This window comes from Variovorax sp. RCC_210 (assembly GCF_041355175.1).
GTDB lineage: Bacteria > Pseudomonadota > Gammaproteobacteria > Burkholderiales > Burkholderiaceae_C > Variovorax.
Genome location: NZ_JBFUPJ010000027.1, coordinates 30438 through 49513 on the forward strand (window position 1 = coordinate 30438; position 19076 = coordinate 49513).

General features: G+C 67.6%; 17 protein-coding genes. 10 read left to right on the top strand and 7 right to left on the bottom strand.

Going from position 1 to position 19076, the window contains the following annotated elements; all coding sequences use genetic code 11:
- The first annotated feature begins 34 nt into the window (after positions 1 to 34).
- The 3 genes from AB6807_RS38725 to AB6807_RS38735 are packed head-to-tail and all read left to right on the top strand — an operon-like array spanning position 35 to position 2234.
- Positions 35 to 1429: a multicopper oxidase family protein gene (locus AB6807_RS38725; protein ID WP_371088728.1), complete on the top strand. Its 1395-nt coding sequence runs from the start codon at positions 35 to 37 to the stop codon at positions 1427 to 1429.
- 22 nt (positions 1430 to 1451) lie between these two features.
- Positions 1452 to 1898: a DUF411 domain-containing protein gene (locus AB6807_RS38730; protein WP_371088729.1), complete on the top strand. Its 447-nt coding sequence runs from the start codon at positions 1452 to 1454 to the stop codon at positions 1896 to 1898.
- Between the two features lie 45 nt (positions 1899 to 1943).
- Positions 1944 to 2234 carry a copper-binding protein gene (locus tag AB6807_RS38735; RefSeq protein WP_371088730.1) on the top strand — a complete coding sequence of 97 codons (291 nt, stop codon included), beginning with the start codon at positions 1944 to 1946 and terminating at the stop codon, positions 2232 to 2234.
- On the opposite strand, the gene AB6807_RS38740 is transcribed toward AB6807_RS38735, so the two are convergent.
- Positions 2227 to 3555 (bottom strand): NAD(P)/FAD-dependent oxidoreductase, encoded by a 1329-nt coding sequence (locus AB6807_RS38740; protein WP_371088731.1) that lies wholly within the window; start codon positions 3553 to 3555, stop codon positions 2227 to 2229. The two genes, AB6807_RS38735 and AB6807_RS38740, sit on opposite strands and share 8 nt — an antisense overlap.
- 40 nt (positions 3556 to 3595) lie before the next feature.
- Between AB6807_RS38740 and AB6807_RS38745 the strand changes: the two genes are divergently transcribed.
- The 4 genes from AB6807_RS38745 to AB6807_RS38760 are packed head-to-tail and all read left to right on the top strand — an operon-like array spanning position 3596 to position 6989.
- A complete protein-coding gene (locus AB6807_RS38745; RefSeq protein WP_371088732.1) occupies positions 3596 to 4633 on the top strand; it encodes a P1 family peptidase in 1038 nt (345 codons plus the stop codon).
- 27 nt (positions 4634 to 4660) lie between these two features.
- Entirely contained in the window at positions 4661 to 6040 is a 1380-nt protein-coding gene (locus AB6807_RS38750) for a TAXI family TRAP transporter solute-binding subunit (RefSeq protein WP_371088733.1), read from the top strand.
- 51 nt (positions 6041 to 6091) lie between these two features.
- Positions 6092 to 6568, top strand: coding sequence for a MerR family transcriptional regulator (locus tag AB6807_RS38755; protein WP_371088734.1), 477 nt, complete (start codon positions 6092 to 6094; stop codon positions 6566 to 6568).
- Positions 6537 to 6989 carry a carboxymuconolactone decarboxylase family protein gene (locus AB6807_RS38760; RefSeq protein ID WP_116912808.1) on the top strand — a complete coding sequence of 151 codons (453 nt, stop codon included), beginning with the start codon at positions 6537 to 6539 and terminating at the stop codon, positions 6987 to 6989. The genes AB6807_RS38755 and AB6807_RS38760 overlap by 32 nt, the downstream gene beginning before the upstream one ends.
- Positions 6990 to 7012: 23 nt before the next feature.
- Here the strand turns inward: AB6807_RS38760 and ettA are convergent, their stop codons facing one another.
- Positions 7013 to 8674: an energy-dependent translational throttle protein EttA gene (gene ettA / locus AB6807_RS38765; protein ID WP_116912807.1), complete on the bottom strand. Its 1662-nt coding sequence runs from the start codon at positions 8672 to 8674 to the stop codon at positions 7013 to 7015.
- A gap of 288 nt (positions 8675 to 8962) precedes the next feature.
- On the opposite strand from ettA, the gene AB6807_RS38770 reads away from it, so the two are divergent.
- Together AB6807_RS38770 and AB6807_RS38775 are read left to right on the top strand one after the other, a co-directional pair.
- Positions 8963 to 10798, top strand: coding sequence for a DEAD/DEAH box helicase (locus AB6807_RS38770; RefSeq protein WP_371088735.1), 1836 nt, complete (start codon positions 8963 to 8965; stop codon positions 10796 to 10798).
- Positions 10799 to 10942: 144 nt separating this feature from the next.
- Complete coding sequence (locus AB6807_RS38775; protein WP_371088736.1) at positions 10943 to 11983, top strand: endonuclease/exonuclease/phosphatase family protein; 1041 nt, start codon at positions 10943 to 10945, stop codon at positions 11981 to 11983.
- 21 nt (positions 11984 to 12004) lie between these two features.
- Here the strand turns inward: AB6807_RS38775 and AB6807_RS38780 are convergent, their stop codons facing one another.
- The 5 genes from AB6807_RS38780 to AB6807_RS38800 all read right to left on the bottom strand — a co-directional run bounded on the left by AB6807_RS38780 (position 12005) and on the right by AB6807_RS38800 (position 17119).
- A complete protein-coding gene (locus AB6807_RS38780) occupies positions 12005 to 13075 on the bottom strand; it encodes an ABC transporter ATP-binding protein (RefSeq protein WP_116912804.1) in 1071 nt (356 codons plus the stop codon).
- A gap of 19 nt (positions 13076 to 13094) precedes the next feature.
- Positions 13095 to 13946, bottom strand: a complete 852-nt coding sequence (locus tag AB6807_RS38785; protein ID WP_116912803.1) for a carbohydrate ABC transporter permease — start codon at positions 13944 to 13946, stop codon at positions 13095 to 13097.
- Positions 13943 to 14842, bottom strand: a complete 900-nt coding sequence (locus tag AB6807_RS38790) for a carbohydrate ABC transporter permease (RefSeq protein ID WP_116912802.1) — start codon at positions 14840 to 14842, stop codon at positions 13943 to 13945. The genes AB6807_RS38785 and AB6807_RS38790 overlap by 4 nt, the downstream gene beginning before the upstream one ends.
- A 36-nt stretch (positions 14843 to 14878) precedes the next feature.
- Complete coding sequence (locus AB6807_RS38795; protein WP_108136454.1) at positions 14879 to 16261, bottom strand: ABC transporter substrate-binding protein; 1383 nt, start codon at positions 16259 to 16261, stop codon at positions 14879 to 14881.
- A gap of 114 nt (positions 16262 to 16375) precedes the next feature.
- Positions 16376 to 17119 (bottom strand): FadR/GntR family transcriptional regulator, encoded by a 744-nt coding sequence (locus tag AB6807_RS38800; RefSeq protein WP_371088737.1) that lies wholly within the window; start codon positions 17117 to 17119, stop codon positions 16376 to 16378.
- A gap of 149 nt (positions 17120 to 17268) precedes the next feature.
- Between AB6807_RS38800 and AB6807_RS38805 the strand changes: the two genes are divergently transcribed.
- Complete coding sequence (locus AB6807_RS38805) at positions 17269 to 19005, top strand: IlvD/Edd family dehydratase (RefSeq protein ID WP_116912800.1); 1737 nt, start codon at positions 17269 to 17271, stop codon at positions 19003 to 19005.
- Positions 19006 to 19076: the final 71 nt, after the last annotated feature.

The window sequence follows — 19076 nt, forward strand, 5'->3', positions numbered from 1 at the left end:
CCACCTTCCCCCGGAAGGGGAAGGAGCCAACACCATGAACCGCCGCAACTTCTTCGCAGGTGCCGCCACCGCGGTCGCCGCCACCACCGTCAGCCGCGTGGCCATGGCCGCGCTGCCCGAGCCGGTCTCGCAAAGCTCCACCGCCACCGCGGCGCCCCTGGTGCCGCCGAACGGCCGCCCTTACAACCCCGTCGTCACCCTCAACGGCTGGACGCTTCCCTGGCGCATGAATGCAGGCGTGAAGGAATTCCACCTCGTCGCCGAGCCCGTCGTGCGCGAGATGGCACCCGGCTTCAAGGTCAACATGTGGGGCTACAACGGCCAGTCGCCGGGCCCGACCATCGAGGTGGTCGAGGGCGACCGCGTGCGCATCTTCGTGACCAACCGGCTGCCCGAGCACACCACCGTGCACTGGCACGGCCAGCGCCTGCCCAACGGCATGGACGGCGTGGGCGGCATCACGCAGCCGCACATTCCGCCGGGCAAGACCTTCGTCTACGAGTTCACCGCACGCCGCCCCGGCACCTTCATGTACCACCCGCACGCCGACGAGATGGTGCAGATGGCCATGGGAATGATGGGCTTCTGGGTCACGCACCCGAAAGAGAAGCATCCGCTCATCGACCCCGTGCAGCGCGACTTCTGCTTCTTGCTCGGCAGCTTCGACGTGGAACCCGGCAGCGCCACGCCCAAGGTCAACACCATGACCGACTTCAACATCTGGAGCTTCAACAGCCGCGTGTTCCCGGCCATCGACACGCTCAACGTGCGCAAGGGCGACCGCGTGCGCATCCGCGTGGGCAACCTCACGATGACCAACCACCCGATCCACATCCACGGCCACGAGTTCGAGGTGACCGGCACCGACGGCGGCCCCGTGCCGCGCACCGCGCGCTGGCCCGAGGTGTCGGTGGACGTGGCGGTGGGCCAGATGCGGCAGATGGAGTTCATCGCCGACGAGGAAGGCGACTGGTCGCTGCACTGCCACAAGGCACACCACACCATGGGGCCCATGGGCCATGAGGTGCCGACCATGATCGGCGTCGACCACAGGGGCGTGGCCGAGAAGATCAGGAAGCTGGTGCCCGACTACATGGTCATGGGCGAGAAGGGCATGGCCGACATGGGCGGCATGGAGATGCCCATTCCCGACAACACCCTGCCCATGATGACCGGCACCGGCCCCTTCGGCGCGGCCGAGATGGGCGGCATGTTCACGCTGCTGAAGGTGCGGCGCGACCAGAAGCCCGGCGACTACCGCGACCCCGGCTGGTTCAAGCACCCGCCGGGCACCGTGGCGCGCGAAGTGCCGAACGCCGACGTGCCGACGGCCACGCGCAATGCGCCCGAAGCCCAAGACAGCAGCTCGGGCGGCAAGCCCGACGCCACCGTGCGCAAGCCCTCGGGCCATGGCGCCCACGACCACTGATTTTTCTGAAAGGAACCCACCCATGCAAAGACGAACCCTGCTGGCGCTGGCCGCGAGCCTGCCCTTCACGCCCCTCGCCCTGGCCGCCGCGCCGATGATCGATATCTGGAAAGACCCGAACTGCGGCTGCTGCCAGGACTGGGTGAAGCACCTGAACAAGAACGGCTTCGCCACCCGCGTGCACGACGAAGGCAACACCGCCGCGCGCGCCCGGCTGGGCATGCCCGCCAAGCTGGGCTCCTGCCACACCGGGCAGGTGGGCGGCTACGCCATCGAAGGCCACGTGCCGGCACGCGAGGTGCAACGCCTGCTGAAGGAAAAGCCCCAGGCCGTCGGCCTCGCCGTGCCTGGCATGCCGGTCGGCTCGCCCGGCATGGACGGCCCCGCCTACGGCGACCAGCGCGATCCCTATGAAGTGCTGCTCGTGCTGGCCGACGGCAGCACGCGCGTGTACCAGACCTACCGCTGAACCGGCCCACCGGATCTTTCACTCACCGACCAAGGAAACCAACTCATGAAGAAGCTCGCCATCGCACTTTCCACCGCCCTGCTCGCAGCCGCCGCGTTCGCGCAGGCCACGCTGCCTTCCGTCGAAGGCGAAGTCCGCAAGGTCGACACCGACGCGAAGAAGATCACGCTGAAGCACGGCGACATTCCCAACCTCGACATGACCGGCATGACGATGGTGTTTCGCGTGAGCGACCCGGCGCTGCTGGGCAAGGTGAAGGCCGGCGACAAGGTGCAGTTCACGGCGGACAAGGTCGACGGGGCGTTGACCGTGATGTCGATCGCGCCGGCTAACTGAAACGTCGCGGGTCGAACGGCGCCAGCGCAATCTCGGGCCCCGCACCCGCTCCCGACAGCAACTGCGCCACCACGCGCCCCGTGCGCGCCGAGCCGCACAGCCCCACGTGGCCGTGCCCGAACGCCAGCACCACGTCGGCGCTGGCGCGTGCCGGCCCGATGCACGGCAGCCCGTCGGGCAGGCTGGGCCGGTGGCCGAGCCACTGCTTGACGGACGGGATGCCGGTCGCGCTCGCCAAACCCGGAAACATCGACTGCAAATGCTTGTGCAGGATCTCGGCGCGGCGCCAGTCGGGCGCGGCTTCCAGGCCACCGATCTCGACTTGGCCTGCGGCGCGCAGGCCGCCGTCCATCCAGTGCGCGATGAGCTTGCCGTCGGCCACCATCACCGGGGTGCGCGGCCCCACGTTCGCGTCTTCGACGACCACGTGGTAGCCGCGCTCCGACTCCAGCGGCACGGGCGAGCCCGCGGCCGCGGCGAGCGGGCCTGAGCGCGCACCGGCGCAGACGGCGGCCGCGTCGCAGGCGATCTCGCCCGACTCGGTGCGCACGGCGCGCAGCCGCCCGCCCTCGATGCGAAAACCCGTGGCCCGCGCGGCCACGCGCTCGGCGCCGCCGTCGCGCGCATGCTGCGCCAGCGCGGCGACGTAGGTGCCCGGGTTGCGGCAGTGCCCGGCCTCCGGCACGTAGATGCCCAGCGTGTAGCGCGCGTCCAGGTCGGGCTCGCGGCGGCGCAGTTCGCTGGCCGACCATTCCTCCCATTGGACGCCCGTGCGCCCGCGCACGCGCCAGCCGAGCGCGTCGCCCTCGAACTCCTCGCGCGAGCGGTAGGCGTGCAGCAGCCCACGCTGCTCGATAAGCTGCGGCACGCCGGCTTCGGCGGCCAGCCGCGCATGCAATGCGGGCGCATCGGCCAGCAGGGTGCGCAGCGCGTCGGCGGTGCGCTGCACGCGCGCCTCGGTCCAGCCCGAGGCCAGGTAGCGCAGCAGCCAGGGCGCGGCGCGCGGCAGGTAGCGCCAGCGCAACGCCAGCGGGCCGAGCGGGTCGGCCAGCCAGCCGGGCACCTTGCGCCAGGCGCCGGGCAATGCGGGCGGCACCACGGAGTGCGACGACAACCAGCCGGCATTGCCGTAGCTCGTGGCCTGCGGGCCGCCCGGTTCGCCGGGTTCCAGCACCGTCACGCGCAGGCCGGCGCGCAGGGCCTCGAGGGCGGTGGCGCTGCCCACCGCGCCCGCGCCGATCACGACCACATGGCGGCGCGCACCGTCATTGCCACTAGAGCCGCCAATGCCGCCCGCGGAGAAACTTCTTGCAACTGTCATGCGCCGGATCGTAGAGGGTGCGGTCCCATAATCGGCCGCCATGTCCGCCCTCTCCCACACTCCTGCTCCCTCTCTTTCGTCCGCCGGTGCCATCACCGACGTCGCCGGCATCGAAGTCGGCCATTTCTCGGACGCGCGCCGCCCCACCGGCTGCACCGTCATCATGGCCCGCGACGGCGCCGTGGGCGGCGTGGACGTGCGCGGCGCAGCGCCCGGCACGCGCGAGACCGACCTGCTCGCGCCCGGCAACCTCGTGCAGCAGGTGCACGCGGTGATGCTCGCGGGCGGCAGCGCCTGGGGCCTGGCGGCGGCCGAAGGCGCGATGCGCTGGATGGAAGAACGCGACATCGGCATGGACGTGCGCTTCGGCACCCTGCCCATCGTGCCGGCCGCCGTGCTGTTCGACCTGCCGATGGGCGACGCGCGCATCCGCCCCGACGCCGCTGCCGGCTACGCCGCCTGCGAGGCCGCGAGCACTGCGGCGCCCGCCGAAGGCAACGTGGGCGCGGGCGCCGGCGCGCTGGTGGGCAAGCTCTTCGGCGTGCACCGCGCGATGAAGGGCGGCATCGGCACCGCGTCGGTCACGGTCGGCGGCGTGACCGTGGGCGCGCTGATCGCCGTCAATTCGCTGGGCGACGTGATCGACCACAACACCGGCCAGCCCGTGGCAGGCGCGCGCACCGAAGACGGCACCGCCTTGCTCGACACGCGCCGCGCCCTGCTGCGCGGCGACCTGCCCAAGCCGCTGCTGGCGGGCACCAACACCACCATCGGCGTGATCGCCACCGACGCGGTGCTGACCAAGGTGCAGGCCAACCGGCTGGCCACCGTGGCGCACGACGGCCTGGCGCGCGCCATCAACCCGGTGCACACCATGAGCGACGGCGACACGCTGTTCGCGCTGGCCACCGGCCGCGTGCCGCTCGAAGGCAACGCCCCCGGCATGACCGTGCTGAGCACCATGGCGGCCGAGGCCGTGGCCATTGCCACGCTGCGCGCGGTGCACGCGGCGCGCACCGTCACGGTGGGCGAGCTGCACATTCCCTGCGTGGCGGACCTCGGCGCGCCGCGCGGCTGAGCACACGAACCGACAACGGCACACACCATGGCCATGCCCAAGACACTCAAGCTGATCCTGCTGTCGATCCGGGACCTGATTGCCTCGGCGGGGCCCATCGTGTTCCTCGTCATCGGCCTGCTGGTCGCGGCCTACTGGTACCTGCAGCCGCAGCCGCCCAAGCACGTGACGCTGGCCACCGGCCCCACGGGCAGCGCCTACGCGCAGTTCGGCAAGCGATACGCGGAGGCGCTCAAGCACACCGGCATCGAGGTCGAGCTCAAGCCCACCTCGGGGTCGACCGAGAACCTGGAGCTGCTGCGCAACGGCGGCGCCGACGTGGGCTTCGTGCGCGGCGGCAGCGCCGACCCCAAGGCCGACGAAGAGGCCGGCCTCAACTCGCTGGGCAGCCTGTTCTTCGAGCCAGTGTGGCTGTTCTACCGCGCCGACACCGCGCAGAAAATCGACCGCAAGACCGCCACGCTGAGCTCGCTCACGCAGTTGCGCGGCCTGCGCGTGAACGTCGACCTGCAGGGCAGCGGGCTGCCGGAGATCATGGAGCGGCTGTTCAAGGCCAACAAGCTCGGGCCCGACGACCTGCTGCTGTCGAACCTGGAGCAAGGCGCGGCCGCCGCGGCGCTGGAAGCGGGCCTGCTCGACGCCATCGTGCTGTCTTCGGCGCCGCAGTCGCCGCAGGTGCAGCGGCTGCTGCGCTCGGACGACATCAAGCTCATGGACTTTGGCCAGGCCGACGCCTACTCGCGGCGTTTTCCGTTCCTGTCGGCCGTGACGCTGCCGCGCGGCGTGGTCGACCTGTCGAAAGACCTGCCGCCGCACGACGTGGCGCTGCTCGCGGCCACCACCTCGCTGCTGTCGCGCGACGAGACCCACCCGGCCCTGCGCCAGCTGTTCGCGCAGGCCGCGCAAACGGTGCACAGCGGCGCGGGCTGGTTCAACCGCGCGCGCGACTTTCCGAACACGCGCACCAGCGAACTGCCGGTGAGCCCCGAGGGCGACCGCGCCATCAACGGCACGCCGCCGGTGTGGCAGCGCTACCTGCCCTTCTGGGCCAGCAACCTCATCGAGCGCATGTGGCTGGTGCTGGGCGGCCTGCTGGTGCTGATGCTGCCCCTGAGCCGCGTGGTGCCGCCGCTGTACCAGTTCCGCGTTCGCCGTCGCGTGTTCCGCTGGTATGCGCGGCTGCGCGACATCGAGGCGAAGGTCGATGCCAAGGCCGACGTGAAGGAAGGCGGCCAGAAGGCGTTGCTGGACGACCTCGACCAGCTCGACCGCACGGTGAACAAGGTGGCGGTGCCGCTGTCGTACGCGGACGAGCTCTACGCGCTGCGCAACAACATCTACGCGGTGCGCAAGCGGGTGCTGGCGCGCGGCACGCCGGAGGCCGAAGCGGCCACCGCGCAAAAATAGTTCGGCCGGGCGCTTGACTTGGAGCGCGCTCTAATTTCGAGAATCGACGCCATGGAAACCAGTCTGACCATTGCGGAAGTCGCCGAGCGCACGGGCCTCACGGCCTACACGCTGCGGTACTACGAGCGCATCGGCCTGATCGCCGCGGTGCCGCGCGCACCGGGCGGCCAGCGCCGCTATGCGCGCGCGGACATGGACTGGCTGGCTTTCCTGTTGCGCCTGCGCGAGACCGGCATGCCCATCCAGGGCATGCAGGCCTTCGCCAGGCTTCGAAGCCAGGGGGACGCCAGCGTCGGCGAACGGCGCGAGATGCTCGAGCAGCACCTCGCCGAAGTCCAGGCCAAGGTGGCGGCGCTGCAGCAATCCATGCAGGCGCTGTCGCTGAAGATCGACCACTACCGTGCGGTCGAGAACGGGTCGAAGAAGCTGGAGCAGCCGAAGCAGCCGGGCCGGCGTCCTCCTTTGTCGGGCAAAGCCCCGGAAGGAAAAACGAGCGATGACGAACACACAAGCACCCGATGGCCATGACGACACGCGCTATGTGCGCGGCCTGGCCAAGCTGCAGGAAATCGACGGCGAAGGCGGCGTCAAGGTGGTCGAGAGCCTGGCCGACATCGCGCCGGACTTCGCCCGGCTGCTGATCGAGTTTCCGTTCGGCGACGTCTACTCGCGCCCCGGCCTGGACCTGCGCGCACGCGAGATCGCGGTGGTGGCCGCGCTCACGGCCATGGGCAATGCAGCGCCGCAACTGAAGGTGCACATCCAGGGCGCGCTGAACGTGGGCGTGACGCGCACCGAAGTCGTCGAGGTCATCATGCAGATGGCCGTGTACGCGGGCTTTCCGGCGGCGCTGAACGGCCTTGCCGCGGCACGCGAGGTGTTCGCGGCCGACGATGAAAAAAGCGCGCGGCCCCTTGCGGAACCGCGCGCTTCGCTGGAAGCAGCCTGAGAGAGCCTGAAACAGGCTAAGGCTTACTTCAGGGCCTTGTAGCGCATGCGCTTGGGCTTGGCGCCTTCTTCGCCCAGGCGCTTCTTCTTGTCGGCTTCGTACTCCTGGTAGTTGCCGTCGAAGAAGGTCCACTGGCTGTCGCCTTCGGCGGCCAGGATGTGCGTGGCGATGCGGTCGAGGAACCAGCGGTCATGGCTGATCACCATGACCGTGCCGGCGAATTCGAGCAGCGCGTCTTCGAGCGCTCGCAGGGTTTCCACGTCCAGGTCGTTCGACGGTTCATCGAGCATCAGCACGTTACCGCCGGCGATCAGCGTCTTGGCCAGGTGCAGGCGGCCGCGTTCACCGCCCGACAGCGTGCCGACCTTCTTCTGCTGGTCCGCGCCGTTGAAGTTGAAGCGGCCCGCGTACGCGCGGCTGGCCATCTGGAACTTGCCGACGTTGATGATGTCCAGGCCGTTCGAGATGTCTTCCCACACGGTCTTCTGATTGGCGAGTTCGTCGCGGTGCTGGTCGACGAAAGCCGCCTTGACGGTCGAGCCGATGACCACACTGCCGGCGTCCGGCTGTTCCTTGCCTGCAAGCAGCTTGAACAGCGTCGACTTGCCGGCGCCGTTCGGCCCGATGATGCCGACGATGGCGCCCGGGGGCACGGTGAAGCTCAGGTTGTCGATCAGCATGCGGTCGCCGAAGGACTTGCTCACGCCGTGGAACTCGAACACCTGCTGGCCCAGCCGCTCGGCCACAGGAATGAAGATTTCCTGCGTTTCGTTGCGCTTCTGGTATTCCATGTCGCTCAGCTCTTCGAAGCGGGCGAGGCGGGACTTGCTCTTGGCCTGGCGTGCCTTCGGGTTCTGGCGCGACCACTCCAGTTCCTTCTTCAGGGCCTTGGCGTGGGCTTCTTCGCTCTTCTGCTCCTGCGCCAGGCGTTCGCCCTTCTGCTCGAGCCAGGTGCTGTAGTTGCCCTTCCAGGGAATGCCGCGACCGCGGTCCATTTCCAGGATCCACTCGGCCGCGTTGTCGAGGAAGTAGCGATCGTGGGTGATGGCCACCACGGTGCCCGTGAAGCGCTGCAGGAACACTTCGAGCCACTCCACCGATTCGGCGTCCAAGTGGTTGGTCGGTTCGTCGAGCAGCAGCATGTCGGGCTTGGACAGCAGAAGGCGGCACAGCGCCACGCGCCGCTTTTCACCGCCCGACAGCAGGCCGATCTTGGCGTCCCATGGTGGGAGGCGCAGCGCGTCGGCGGCAATTTCGAGCTGATGCTCGGAATCGGTGCCGGCGGTGGCGATGATGGCTTCGAGCTGGGCCTGCTCGGCGGCCAGCGCGTCGAAGTCGGCGTCTTCGGCACCGTAGGCGATGTAAACCTCTTCGAGGCGCGCCTTGGCCGCGAACACCGCGCCCATGGACTCCTCGACCGATTCACGCACCGTGTGCTCGGGGTTGAGCTTGGGTTCCTGCTCCAGATAGCCGATCGTCATGCCCGGCATGGGCAGCGCCTCGCCCTCGAACTCCTTGTCCACACCCGCCATGATCTTGAGCAGCGTGGACTTGCCCGAGCCATTGAGGCCGAGCACGCCGATCTTGGCGCCGGGGAAGAAAGAAAGCGAAATGTCCTTCAAGAGCTGCCGCTTGGGCGGCACGGTCTTGCTGACACGGTTCATCGAATAGACGTATTGAGCCATCTGTGGATAGTTACCTTGGGTAGCGGAAATTGGGGGAAAAGCGCGGGCGCCAGAACAACGCATCCGGGCGCGGCAAACCACCGATTATCGACTCATGCGACAATGTCAACGTTGCCGGGTCCAGTTGCCCGCAACACCGGCTCTCTGCCGGGGACGAAGAAAACCCTTTATCACAGTGGGTTTTTCGGCTCCCACCCCTGACCTTCATCTGCCTTGACTGGCCTTGCGTCGCCAAAGACGCCTGGCGGGCCGATGCCACTGCGCCGTGTATGGCGCTTATTGTTTCCAATGAATTTTGATGAACTGAAGCTGGCTCCCGCCATCTTGAAGGCTGTGCACGAGCACGGCTACGACACCCCCACCCCCATCCAGGCGCAAGCCATCCCCGCGGTGCTCGAAGGTCATGACCTGCTGGGCGGCGCACAAACCGGCACCGGCAAGACGGCCGCCTTCACGCTGCCGATGCTGCACAAGCTCACCATGAGCCGCAGCGCCACCAACAAGTTCGGTGGCATCGGCATCCGTGCCCTGGTGCTCACCCCCACGCGCGAACTCGCCGCGCAGGTCGAAGAGTCGGTTCGCACCTACGGCAAGTACCTGCAGCTCGACTCGACCGTGATCTTCGGCGGCGTCGGCATGAACCCGCAGATCAGCAAGCTCAAGAAGGGCGTCGACATCCTCGTGGCCACGCCCGGCCGCCTGCTCGACCTGCAACAGCAGGGCATGCTCGACCTGAGCCAGGTGCAGATGCTGATCCTGGACGAAGCCGACCGCATGCTGGACATGGGCTTCATCCACGACGTGAAGAAGATCCTGGCGCTGGTGCCCAAGGAAAAGCAGAGCCTGCTGTTCTCGGCCACCTTCAGCGACGACATCCGCGACCTCGCCGCCACGCTGCTGAAGAACCCGCAAAGCATCCAGGTCACGCCGCGCAACACCACCGTGCAGCGCATCACCCAGGTGATCCACCCCGTGGGCCGCGGCAAGAAGAAGGCGCTGCTCGCGCACATCATCAACGAGAACAAGTGGAGCCAGGTGCTCGTGTTCACGCGCACCAAGTTCGGCGCCAACAGCGTGGCCGAGTTCCTGACCAAGAACGGCATCGAGGCGATGGCGCTGCACGGCAACAAGAGCCAGAGCGCGCGCACGCAGGCGCTGGCCGGCTTCAAGAGCGGCGACATCCGCGCCCTGGTGGCCACCGACATCGCGGCGCGCGGCATCGACATCGACGAGCTGCCGCACGTCGTGAACTACGAGATTCCGAACGTCAGCGAAGACTACGTGCACCGCATCGGCCGCACCGGCCGCGCCGGTTCGAGCGGCGAGGCCGTGAGCTTCGTGTGCCTGGACGAAGAAGGCTTCATGCAGGAAATCGAACGCTTCACCAAGCAGACGATTCCGGTGCAGATCGTCGAGGGCTACGGCCCTGAAGACGGCGAACGCGCCGAGCCGATCGCCATGGGTCGCCAGACGATCTGGGGCGGCGCCGGCCGTCCGCCGAGCCGCGACGTGATGCAGGCGGCCGCCAAGGCCGCGCGCACCGAGATGCTGTCGCGCATCCGCGAGAACAAGGCCGGCCAGGGCGGCGGCAACGGCGGTGGTGGTGGCGGCAACGGCGGCGGTCAACGTCGCGGTGGCGGCCAGGGCGGCGGCCAAGGCCGCAGCGCCAACGGCGGTGGCCAGGGCGGCGGTCAAGGCCAGGGCCAGGGCCAGGGCCCGCGTGGTCCGGGCGCACGCGCGCCGCAAGGCCGCGGCCCACAAGGCCCGGCACGCGCACCGCACCATGCACCGGCGCACCAGGCGCAAAACCACCAGCCGCACGACGAGCGCCAACCGCGCCATCACGGCAACAGCCACAGCCCGACGCAGGCCAACCAGGTCGCGCACCTGCGCGCCGAAGCGGTCGCGGGCGGCGCTGCAGGCCAGCCGGATCCGTTGCGCACGAGCGTGGACCACATGGGTGCCGGCCGCGGTCGCGGTCGCCCGGGTGGCGGCGGTGGTGGCGGCTACGGCGGCAACCGTTCGGGCGGCGGTGGCCGTTCGGGTGGTGGCGGCGGCTACGGCGGTGGCGGCGGTGGCCGCTCCGGTGGTGGCGGCGGCGGTGGCCGTTCGTTCGGTCGCTGAATAGCGCAGGCAGCACGGCTGCCTCGCACATGAATCAAGGGCACTTCGGTGCCCTTTTTCTTTCGCGCCGCGGCATGCGCTGGCGCGCACAGTGCTCCGACCGCCCATTCCGACTCAGGACACAATCGTCACAATCGTGTCCTCATGCAGTACATCCCACCCAACTACGCCACCCTCTTCGTAGCCACCTGCAACCTGCTGAACCTCGCGAACCCGAACCGGGTGTACTACGAGAACCAGGACGGCTACACCAAGCGCGAGTACGAGCGAAAGATCGACTGGACCGGCGAGCGCTTCCATGCGCTCAACGCCGACGTGCTGGCGGTGCAGGAGGTGTGGGACGAGGCAGCGCTCAAGGCCTGCATCGCGCGCAGCGGGCTGCGCTACGACTTCGTGTCGGCGCCCGGCGCGGAAAACACGCCGCTGCCCGGGAGCCCGCCGGGCTCGCCCGCACGGCCGGGCGCGCAGGGCACGCCGCGCGTGGGTATCGCCACGCGGCTCAAGGTGGACGACGTCCGCTCCTTCGTCGACTTTCCTCCGGGCTTCGGCGTCGACGTGCCCGGCCTGGGCCCGCACACGCGCTTCGAGCGCCCGCCCCTGCTGGTCACGGTGCGCATGAAGCACGGCCAGCAGGTGCACGTGCTCACGGTGCACCTGAAGTCCAAGCGCCCCAAGTTCCTGCAGGACGCCCAGGGCAACCACCTGGAAGACCGCGACGACCGCAAGGTCGGCGTGATGGCCTCGCTGCGTTCGCTGCTGATGCGCGGCGCCGAGGCCGCGGCCCTGCGCTGCATCGTCATCGACCTGCTGCAGGGCACCAACGTGCCGCTGGTGGCGATGGGGGACTTCAACGACAACCCGCACAGCGTCACCACGCAACTGGTGGCGGCCACATCGGAGGTCGCGTACGACAAGGCCGCGCGCGACGTGGCGCTGTTCAACGCCTACGAGATGCAGGGCGAGTCGGCGCTGAAGAAGGACGTGGCCTATTCGCACATCCACCAGGGCTTTCCCGATGTGCTCGACCAGATCCTGGTGAGCGAGGAGTTCGTGGCCTCCAGCCGCCACAGCCTGGGCGACGTGCGGCGCGTCGACTACTTCAACGACCACCTGCACGAGGGGCGCGACCGCTCGCGCTCCGACCACGGCTTCGTGCGGGCGCTGCTGCGGCTGCGCACCGACTGAGCGCTCGTCACGGGGGCTTTGTCAGCCCATGCGTTTGCCGCTCTGCCGGTCGAACAGGTGCACGCTCTCGGCCTCGATGGCCAGCCGCACGAGCTCGTCGGGCCGGGCATCGACCCGGCCGTGCACCGCGAGCACCAGCCTGGCTTCGCCGACCTGCACCAGCAGCTCGGTTTCCGCGCCCGTGGGCTCCACCACGATCACCTTGGCTTCCACGCCGTGCGAGCCGCCGCCGAGCGTCATGTCGCCCGGGCGCACGCCGTAGTGCACCGGCTGCCCGTCGGGCGCCGAGGTGCCCACCGGCACCGGCCACCGCGCGCCCTGCGCCTCGACCCAGCACTCGCCGCCCGAACGCCGCACCGTGCCCTCGATGACGTTCATCGACGGCGAGCCGATGAACTGCGCCACGAACAGGTTGTCGGGCCGGTCGTACAGGTCCAGCGGCGTGCCGATCTGCTCCACGATGCCGTCGTGCATCACCACGATGCGGTCGGCCATGGTCATGGCCTCGATCTGGTCGTGGGTGACGTACACGGTGGTGGTCTTCAGGCGCTGGTGCAGCGCCTTGATCTCCGCGCGCATCGCCACGCGCAGCTTGGCGTCCAGGTTGGACAGCGGCTCGTCGAACAAAAACACCTTCGGATCGCGCACGATGGCGCGCCCCATCGCCACGCGCTGGCGCTGCCCGCCCGAGAGTTCGCGCGGGTAGCGGCCCAGCAGCGCGTCGAGGTTGAGGATCTTCGCGGCGCGCGACACGCGCTCGTCGGTCACCGACTTCTCGGCGTTGCGCAGGCGCAGGCTGAAGCCCATGTTCTCGCCCACCGTCATGTGCGGGTAGAGCGCGTAGCTCTGGAACACCATGGCGATGTCGCGGTCCTTCGACTCCAGGTCGTTGACCACCCGGCCGTCGATCACGATCTCGCCGCCGCTGATGTCTTCCAGACCCGCGAGCATGCGCAGCAGCGTCGACTTGCCGCAGCCCGACGGACCGACCAGCACCACGAACTCGCCGTCGGTGATGTCGAAGCCCAGGCCCTTGATGATCTGGACCTTGCCGAAGGATTTCTCGATATTGCGAAAGGAAACGGATGCCATGTGTAGTCCCTGAAATCGTTCAGCTCTTGACGGCGCCGGCGGTCAGCCCGCCGACCATGTAGCGCTTGAATGCGTAGTAGATCGCCGCCGGAGGCAACGCGTAGATCAGGCCCGTGGCCATCAGCAGCTCCCATGGCGAATCGTCGGCCGACAGGAAGTTGCCCAGCGCCACCGCCAGCGTCACGCTCTTGTCGTTCGACAGCAGCAGGAAGGCATAGAGGTACTCGTTCCACGCGAGCAGCAGCGAGTACGTGCCCACGGCCACCAGCGAGGGCACCATCAGCGGCAGGTACACCAGGCGGAACAGCTGCAGCGGCGAGGCGCCGTCCATGCGCGCGGCCTCGTCGAGCTCGTAGGGCAGCTTGTCCGACGCCTGCTTCAGCACCCAGATGCAGTAGGGCGAGGCGATGGTCACCATCGCGAGAATGAGCGCCCACTGGCTGTTCAGCAGCCCGTAGTTGCCCATGGTCTTGTACATGGGCACCGCGAGGAACGCCGCCGGAATGAAGTACGTGAACAGCGCCAGGTTCATCACCGTGCGCCCGCCGCGCACGCGCAGCCGGCTGATGGCGAACGCGGCGGTGGTCGCCACGAACAGCGTGATCGCGCCCACCGACAGCGCGATGACCAGCGAGTTGCCCAGCTGCACCCAGAAGTGGCTCAGGTAGAAGTGCTTCTGCTGGAACACCGTGGCAAAGTTGTTCAGCGTCGGGTGCGTGGGCCACAGGTGGCCGCTGGTGGCCGAGTCCTTGCTCGAGAACGCGAACAGCGCCATGTGATAGACCGGCACCAGCGTCCACAGCAGCACCGGAATGCCGATGAGCAGCAGCTTGGCCTCGGTCAGCACGGCCTTGGGGGTCCAGCGCTTCATTTCGAGAGCCTCTTCATCATGAAGTACACAAGGGGCAACACCAGCGGCATGGCCACGACGATGGACGCCATCGACAAGTCGACCTGGTCCAGCCGCAGGTAGCGAATGCCCAGCGTGGCGAGCACGTGCGTCAGGTCGGCGGGGCCGCCACCGGTCAGCAGGTACACGCTGTTGAAGTCGCCCAGCGTCCAGATCATCGACAGGATGAGCGAGGTGACGTACAGCGTCTTCAGCGCCGGCCAGCTCACGAAGCGGAACTTCTGCCACGACGACGCGCCGTCGACCGACGCCGCCTCGTACTGCTCGCCCGGAATGGCCAGCCGGCCGGCCACCAAAATAAGTGTCCAGAACGGCAGCGACTTCCACACGTGCACCAGCATCGCGAAGCCCAGCGCCAGCGACGGGTCGTTGAGCCAGTTGGGACCGTCGGCGCCGGTGAGGCGGAAGATGGTGGTGTTGATCACGCCCCACTCCGGGTTCAGCATGAAGCGGAACGACAGGATGGTCGGAATCGAAGGCATCGCCCACGGCAGGATGAAAATCGCCGAGACGATCTTGATCCACCACCGCGAGGTCACGAAGAAGCCCGACAGCACCAGCGCCACGAGCATCTTGATGTTGATGGCCACGACCAGGAACACGGCCGTGTTGATCACGGAGCGGAAGAAGATCGGGTCTTCCACCAGCTTCACGTAGCTCTGCGGATGGCGGGCAAGCCACAGCCCGTAGCCCACCGGGTAGAGCACGAACACCACGAACACCAGCAGGTAGGGCACGACCATCACCGCGCCCCAGAACTGCCAGCGCGCGTGGCGCGCACCCAGGTTCGCCACCGGTGCCGCGGCGGGGGCCGCGGCATCGACAGCGGTGTCGGAGACGGTAACGGTCGAGCTCATGGCGTCAACTGCTGTGCGTTCGCGGGCGCTGCGCGCTTACTGCGCCGCCACCGTCTTGATGCGCGCGATCATCTCGTCCACTGCCTTGTCCACCGGCAGCTTGTCGGTCACGATGCGGCTCATGGCCTTGGCCCAGACGTTCTCGTTGTTGATCACGGTGAAGCGGTAGTTCTTCGTGAACTCGAAGGTCACGGTGCCGGCCGCGTACTGGTTGAACACCGACTTGCGATGCGAGTCGGCCTGCCAGAACGGGCTGGCCTGCCCGGCCTTGGTCACCGGGAACCAGCGGCCCAGCGAACCCTCGACGTACGGCGTGAGGTTTTCTTCCTGCAGCAGGAAGGTCACGAACTCCTTGGCGCGCGCCTTGTTCTTGCCGTCCTTGAACACCACGCCGGTCTTCACCGCCGTGCGGTAGACCATCTTGGTGCCGTCGGGCTTGGTCGGGAAACCGGCCGTGCGAATGCGCTCGGTGTAGTTCTTCTTGGCCTCTTCACGCTGCTCGGGCGTGAGCGTGGCGTTGTTCGAATCGTCGAGCCACTTCGCCGGCAGCGAGATGGTCGCGTTGTGCGTCATCACGGTGGTCTTGTTGTGGAACGCGACGTTGTTGTCCGGGTCTTTCCAGCTGGTGGACGAAGGCGGCGTGCAGCCCGTGAGGTAGGGCTTGGTGTAGTCGGTCATGGCGGCGATGAGGCCGGTGCGCACCTTGGGGTCGTCCACCAGCAGCTTGCCGTTGTCGTCCACCAGCTTCACGTTGTAGGCGTCCATGAAGGTCAGGAACGAATAGAACGCGTCGCTCGAATCCACGCCCATCGGCATGCCGATGCCGAAGGTGCGCTTGCCGCTCTTCTGCCGGCTGGCGGGCTGCACCTTCTCGCACCAGAAGGGCCAGTATTCCTTCCACGTCGTCGGAATGTCGGACTCCTTGAAGCCGGCTTCCGCGAGCATGTCGAGCCAGTACTCGATGTGCATCGTCTGCTGCTTGATGGGGAAGGCGTAGTACGCCTTCTTCTTGGTCTGGTCGTTGTAGAGGAACGTGGTCTCGATGGTGTTGGTCGCGAAGCGGTCCTTCATGGGCGTGAGCACGCTGCCGATGTCTTCGAGCTTGCCGTCGAACGCCCACTTGCCCGTGACCTGGAAGTCGTACACGTCGGCATAGGCCACGTCGGGCGGGCTGCCGGAGTCGAGCGCGGACACGGTCTTGGGGATCATGTCCTGCACCGGGTACTGCGACAGCTCGACCTTCACGTCCTTGTGCTTTTCCTCGAACTTCTTGATGGCGGCGAACAGCGCGTCGTCCTCCGCCTTGTAGAAGCCCTTGACCCACCAGACGGTGAGCTTTTCTTGTGCGGCGGCGTTGCCTGACGCGATCAGGCCCAGCGCGACGAGCGTCGGCGCAATGAGCGATTTGACGAGTTTCATGGGTTTGTCTCCTTCTCTTCTCTGGTGGAATTGGCTCGGGGGGCGAGCGTAGGGTGAAAGAACCGGATGCGAACTGCGGACAAACGCGAAGGCGGGCGCGGGCGGCCTGTGCGGCTAGCTCGCCTTCAGCCGTGGCGGCGGCCTGCTCAGGCGCGGCAGGCGCCGGCGGGAACCCAGCACGTCCTCGATGTCCTGGCGCGCGCCGTCGATGAGCCGGATGATCGCGAGCTCGGCCTTGGCCGGGTCGTGCGCAATCACCGCGTCGAGCACCGCGCGGTGCAGCGGCAGCGAGAGCGCGGGGCCGTCGGGCTTGGTGGTCGAAATCTCGAAGCTGGTGCGCAGCAGCGCGTTGAGCACCTTGCTCATCTGCGACAGCATGCGGTTGCCCGCGGCGCTCAGCAGGCCGTTGTGAAAGCGCAGGTCGAAGGTGACGTAGTCGCCGCCGTTTTCCACGGCTTCCTTCATGCCGGCGAAGGCGCTTTCGATCTCGGCGATGTCTGTTTCGGTGGCGCGTTCGGCCGCGAGGCGCACGGCCGCGGGCTCCACCACGCGGCGCAGGTCCTGCAGGTCGCGCAAGAACTCGGGCGTGAGCCCGGCGCGGGCCTGCCAGGTGATGACGTCGGGGTCGAACCAGTTCCATTTGTCCTTGGGCAGCACGCGCGTGCCGACCTTCGGGCCGGTCACGATCAGGCCCTTGGCCGCGAGCGACTTGATGGCCTCGCGCACCACGGTGCGGCTCACGCCCAGCTCTTCGCCGAGGATGGGCTCCGCGGGTATCGACGCACCGATCGCATAGCGTCCCGCCACCACTGCTTCACCGAGCAGTTCGAGCGTTCGACCGTGGATGTTCTTGATCATGTGCGATGCGAAATTTGCTATCTCTGCGCTCTGAAAATGGGGGTGCTCGGCGAGTCGTTCGCGCTTATCATATGATGATTGAAATCGACCTTCGGCAGGACAAACCCTGAGCCTTGGGGCTGCTGGAGCCAATAAAACGGAGACACCCCATGAGCATTCCCCCGAAGAAAAAACCCGGAGAGCTGCGCAGCCAGCAATGGTTCGGCCGCAACGACCGCGACGGTTTCATCTACCGCAGCTGGATGAAGGGCAAGGGCGTGCCGCACGACCAGTTCGACGGTCGTCCGGTCATCGGCATCTGCAACACCTTCAGCGAGCTCACGCCCTGCAACTCGCATTTCCGCACGCTGGCCGAGCAGGTGAAGATCGGCGTGTACGAGGCCGGCGGTTTTCCGCTCGAGTTCCCGGTGATGTCGCTCGGCGAAACGCTGCTGCGCCCCACCGCCATGCTGTACCGCAACCTCGCGAGCATGGACGTGGAGGAAAGCATTCGCGGCAACCCGCTCGACGGCGTGGTGCTGCTCATGGGCTGCGACAAGACGACCCCCGCATTGATGATGGGCGCGGCCAGCGTCGACCTCCCCACCATCGGCGTGTCCGGTGGCCCGATGCTCTCGGGCAAGTGGCGCGGCCAGGAGCTGGGCTCGGGCACCGGCGTGTGGCAGATGAGCGAGCAGGTGCGCGCCGGCACGCTGAAGCTGCAGGAATTTTTCGAGGCCGAGAGCTGCATGCACCGCAGCCACGGGCACTGCATGACGATGGGCACCGCCAGCACCATGGCCTGCATGGTCGAGTCGCTGGGCATCGGCCTGCCGGGCAACGCGGCCTACCCCGCGGTCGACGGCCGGCGCAACGTGCTGGCGCGCCAGGCGGGCCGGCGCATCGTCGGCATGGTGCATGAAGACATGAACATGTCGAAGATCCTCACGCGCGAGGCCATCGAGAACGCCATCAAGGTCAATGCGGCCATCGGCGGCTCGACCAACCTGGTGATCCACCTGCTGGCGATTGCCGGGCGCATCGGCGTCGACCTGACGCTCGACGACTTCGACCGCCTGGCCTCCGAGCTGCCCTGCCTGGTCAACCTGCAGCCCTCGGGCCAGTACCTGATGGAAGACTTCTGCTACGCGGGCGGCCTGCCGGTGGTCATCAAGGAAATCGCCGAGCACCTGCACAAGGATGTGCTCACGGTCACCGGCGACAGCCTGTGGAACAACGTGAAGGACGCCGAAAACTACGGCCCGCAGGTCATCCGCACGGTGGCCGAGCCCTTCAAGGAAAAGGCCGGCATCTGCGTGCTGCGCGGCAACCTCGCGCCCAACGGCGCCATCATCAAGCCCAGCGCGGCCACGCCGGAACTGCTGGTGCACAAGGGCCGCGCGGTGGTGTTCGAGAGCGCCGAAGACCTGCACAAGCGCATCGACGACGAGAGCCTGGACATCGACGAGCACTGCATCATGGTGCTGAAGAACTGCGGCCCCAAGGGCTACCCCGGCATGGCCGAGGCAGGCAACATGCCGCTGCCGCCGAAGGTGCTGCGCAAGGGCATCACCGACATGGTCCGCATCAGCGACGCCCGCATGAGCGGCACGGCCTACGGCACGGTGGTGCTGCACACGTCGCCCGAGGCTGCTGCCGGCGGACCGCTGGCATTGGTGCAGAACGGCGACATCGTGGAACTCGACGTGCCCAACCGCAGGCTGCACCTGCATGTGAGCGACGAGGAGCTTGCCGAACGCCGTTCGAAGTGGGTCGCGCCGGTTGCGCCGCTCGACTCGGGGTACTGGAAGCTGTATGTCGACACGGTGCTGCAGGCCGACCAGGGGGCCGACCTGAACTTCCTGCGTGGTCGTCGCGGGTCTTTCGTGCCGCGCGACAATCACTAGGGTTCAGGGTTTGTGGCGAGGGGTGTCGTGTTCGGGGTGCGATCACGCCCTGAACAAGGGCGCAACGAACA

Coding starts and splice junctions, on each gene's coding strand:
- AB6807_RS38725 (WP_371088728.1), top strand. CDS start 35: ATGAACCGCCGCAACTTCTTCGCAGGTGCCGCCACCGCGGTCGCCGCC.
- AB6807_RS38730 (WP_371088729.1), top strand. CDS start 1,452: ATGCAAAGACGAACCCTGCTGGCGCTGGCCGCGAGCCTGCCCTTCACG.
- AB6807_RS38735 (WP_371088730.1), top strand. CDS start 1,944: ATGAAGAAGCTCGCCATCGCACTTTCCACCGCCCTGCTCGCAGCCGCC.
- AB6807_RS38740 (WP_371088731.1), bottom strand. CDS start 3,555: ATGACAGTTGCAAGAAGTTTCTCCGCGGGCGGCATTGGCGGCTCTAGT.
- AB6807_RS38745 (WP_371088732.1), top strand. CDS start 3,596: ATGTCCGCCCTCTCCCACACTCCTGCTCCCTCTCTTTCGTCCGCCGGT.
- AB6807_RS38750 (WP_371088733.1), top strand. CDS start 4,661: ATGGCCATGCCCAAGACACTCAAGCTGATCCTGCTGTCGATCCGGGAC.
- AB6807_RS38755 (WP_371088734.1), top strand. CDS start 6,092: ATGGAAACCAGTCTGACCATTGCGGAAGTCGCCGAGCGCACGGGCCTC.
- AB6807_RS38760 (WP_116912808.1), top strand. CDS start 6,537: ATGACGAACACACAAGCACCCGATGGCCATGACGACACGCGCTATGTG.
- ettA (WP_116912807.1), bottom strand. CDS start 8,674: ATGGCTCAATACGTCTATTCGATGAACCGTGTCAGCAAGACCGTGCCG.
- AB6807_RS38770 (WP_371088735.1), top strand. CDS start 8,963: ATGAATTTTGATGAACTGAAGCTGGCTCCCGCCATCTTGAAGGCTGTG.
- AB6807_RS38775 (WP_371088736.1), top strand. CDS start 10,943: ATGCAGTACATCCCACCCAACTACGCCACCCTCTTCGTAGCCACCTGC.
- AB6807_RS38780 (WP_116912804.1), bottom strand. CDS start 13,075: ATGGCATCCGTTTCCTTTCGCAATATCGAGAAATCCTTCGGCAAGGTC.
- AB6807_RS38785 (WP_116912803.1), bottom strand. CDS start 13,946: ATGAAGCGCTGGACCCCCAAGGCCGTGCTGACCGAGGCCAAGCTGCTG.
- AB6807_RS38790 (WP_116912802.1), bottom strand. CDS start 14,842: ATGAGCTCGACCGTTACCGTCTCCGACACCGCTGTCGATGCCGCGGCC.
- AB6807_RS38795 (WP_108136454.1), bottom strand. CDS start 16,261: ATGAAACTCGTCAAATCGCTCATTGCGCCGACGCTCGTCGCGCTGGGC.
- AB6807_RS38800 (WP_371088737.1), bottom strand. CDS start 17,119: ATGATCAAGAACATCCACGGTCGAACGCTCGAACTGCTCGGTGAAGCA.
- AB6807_RS38805 (WP_116912800.1), top strand. CDS start 17,269: ATGAGCATTCCCCCGAAGAAAAAACCCGGAGAGCTGCGCAGCCAGCAA.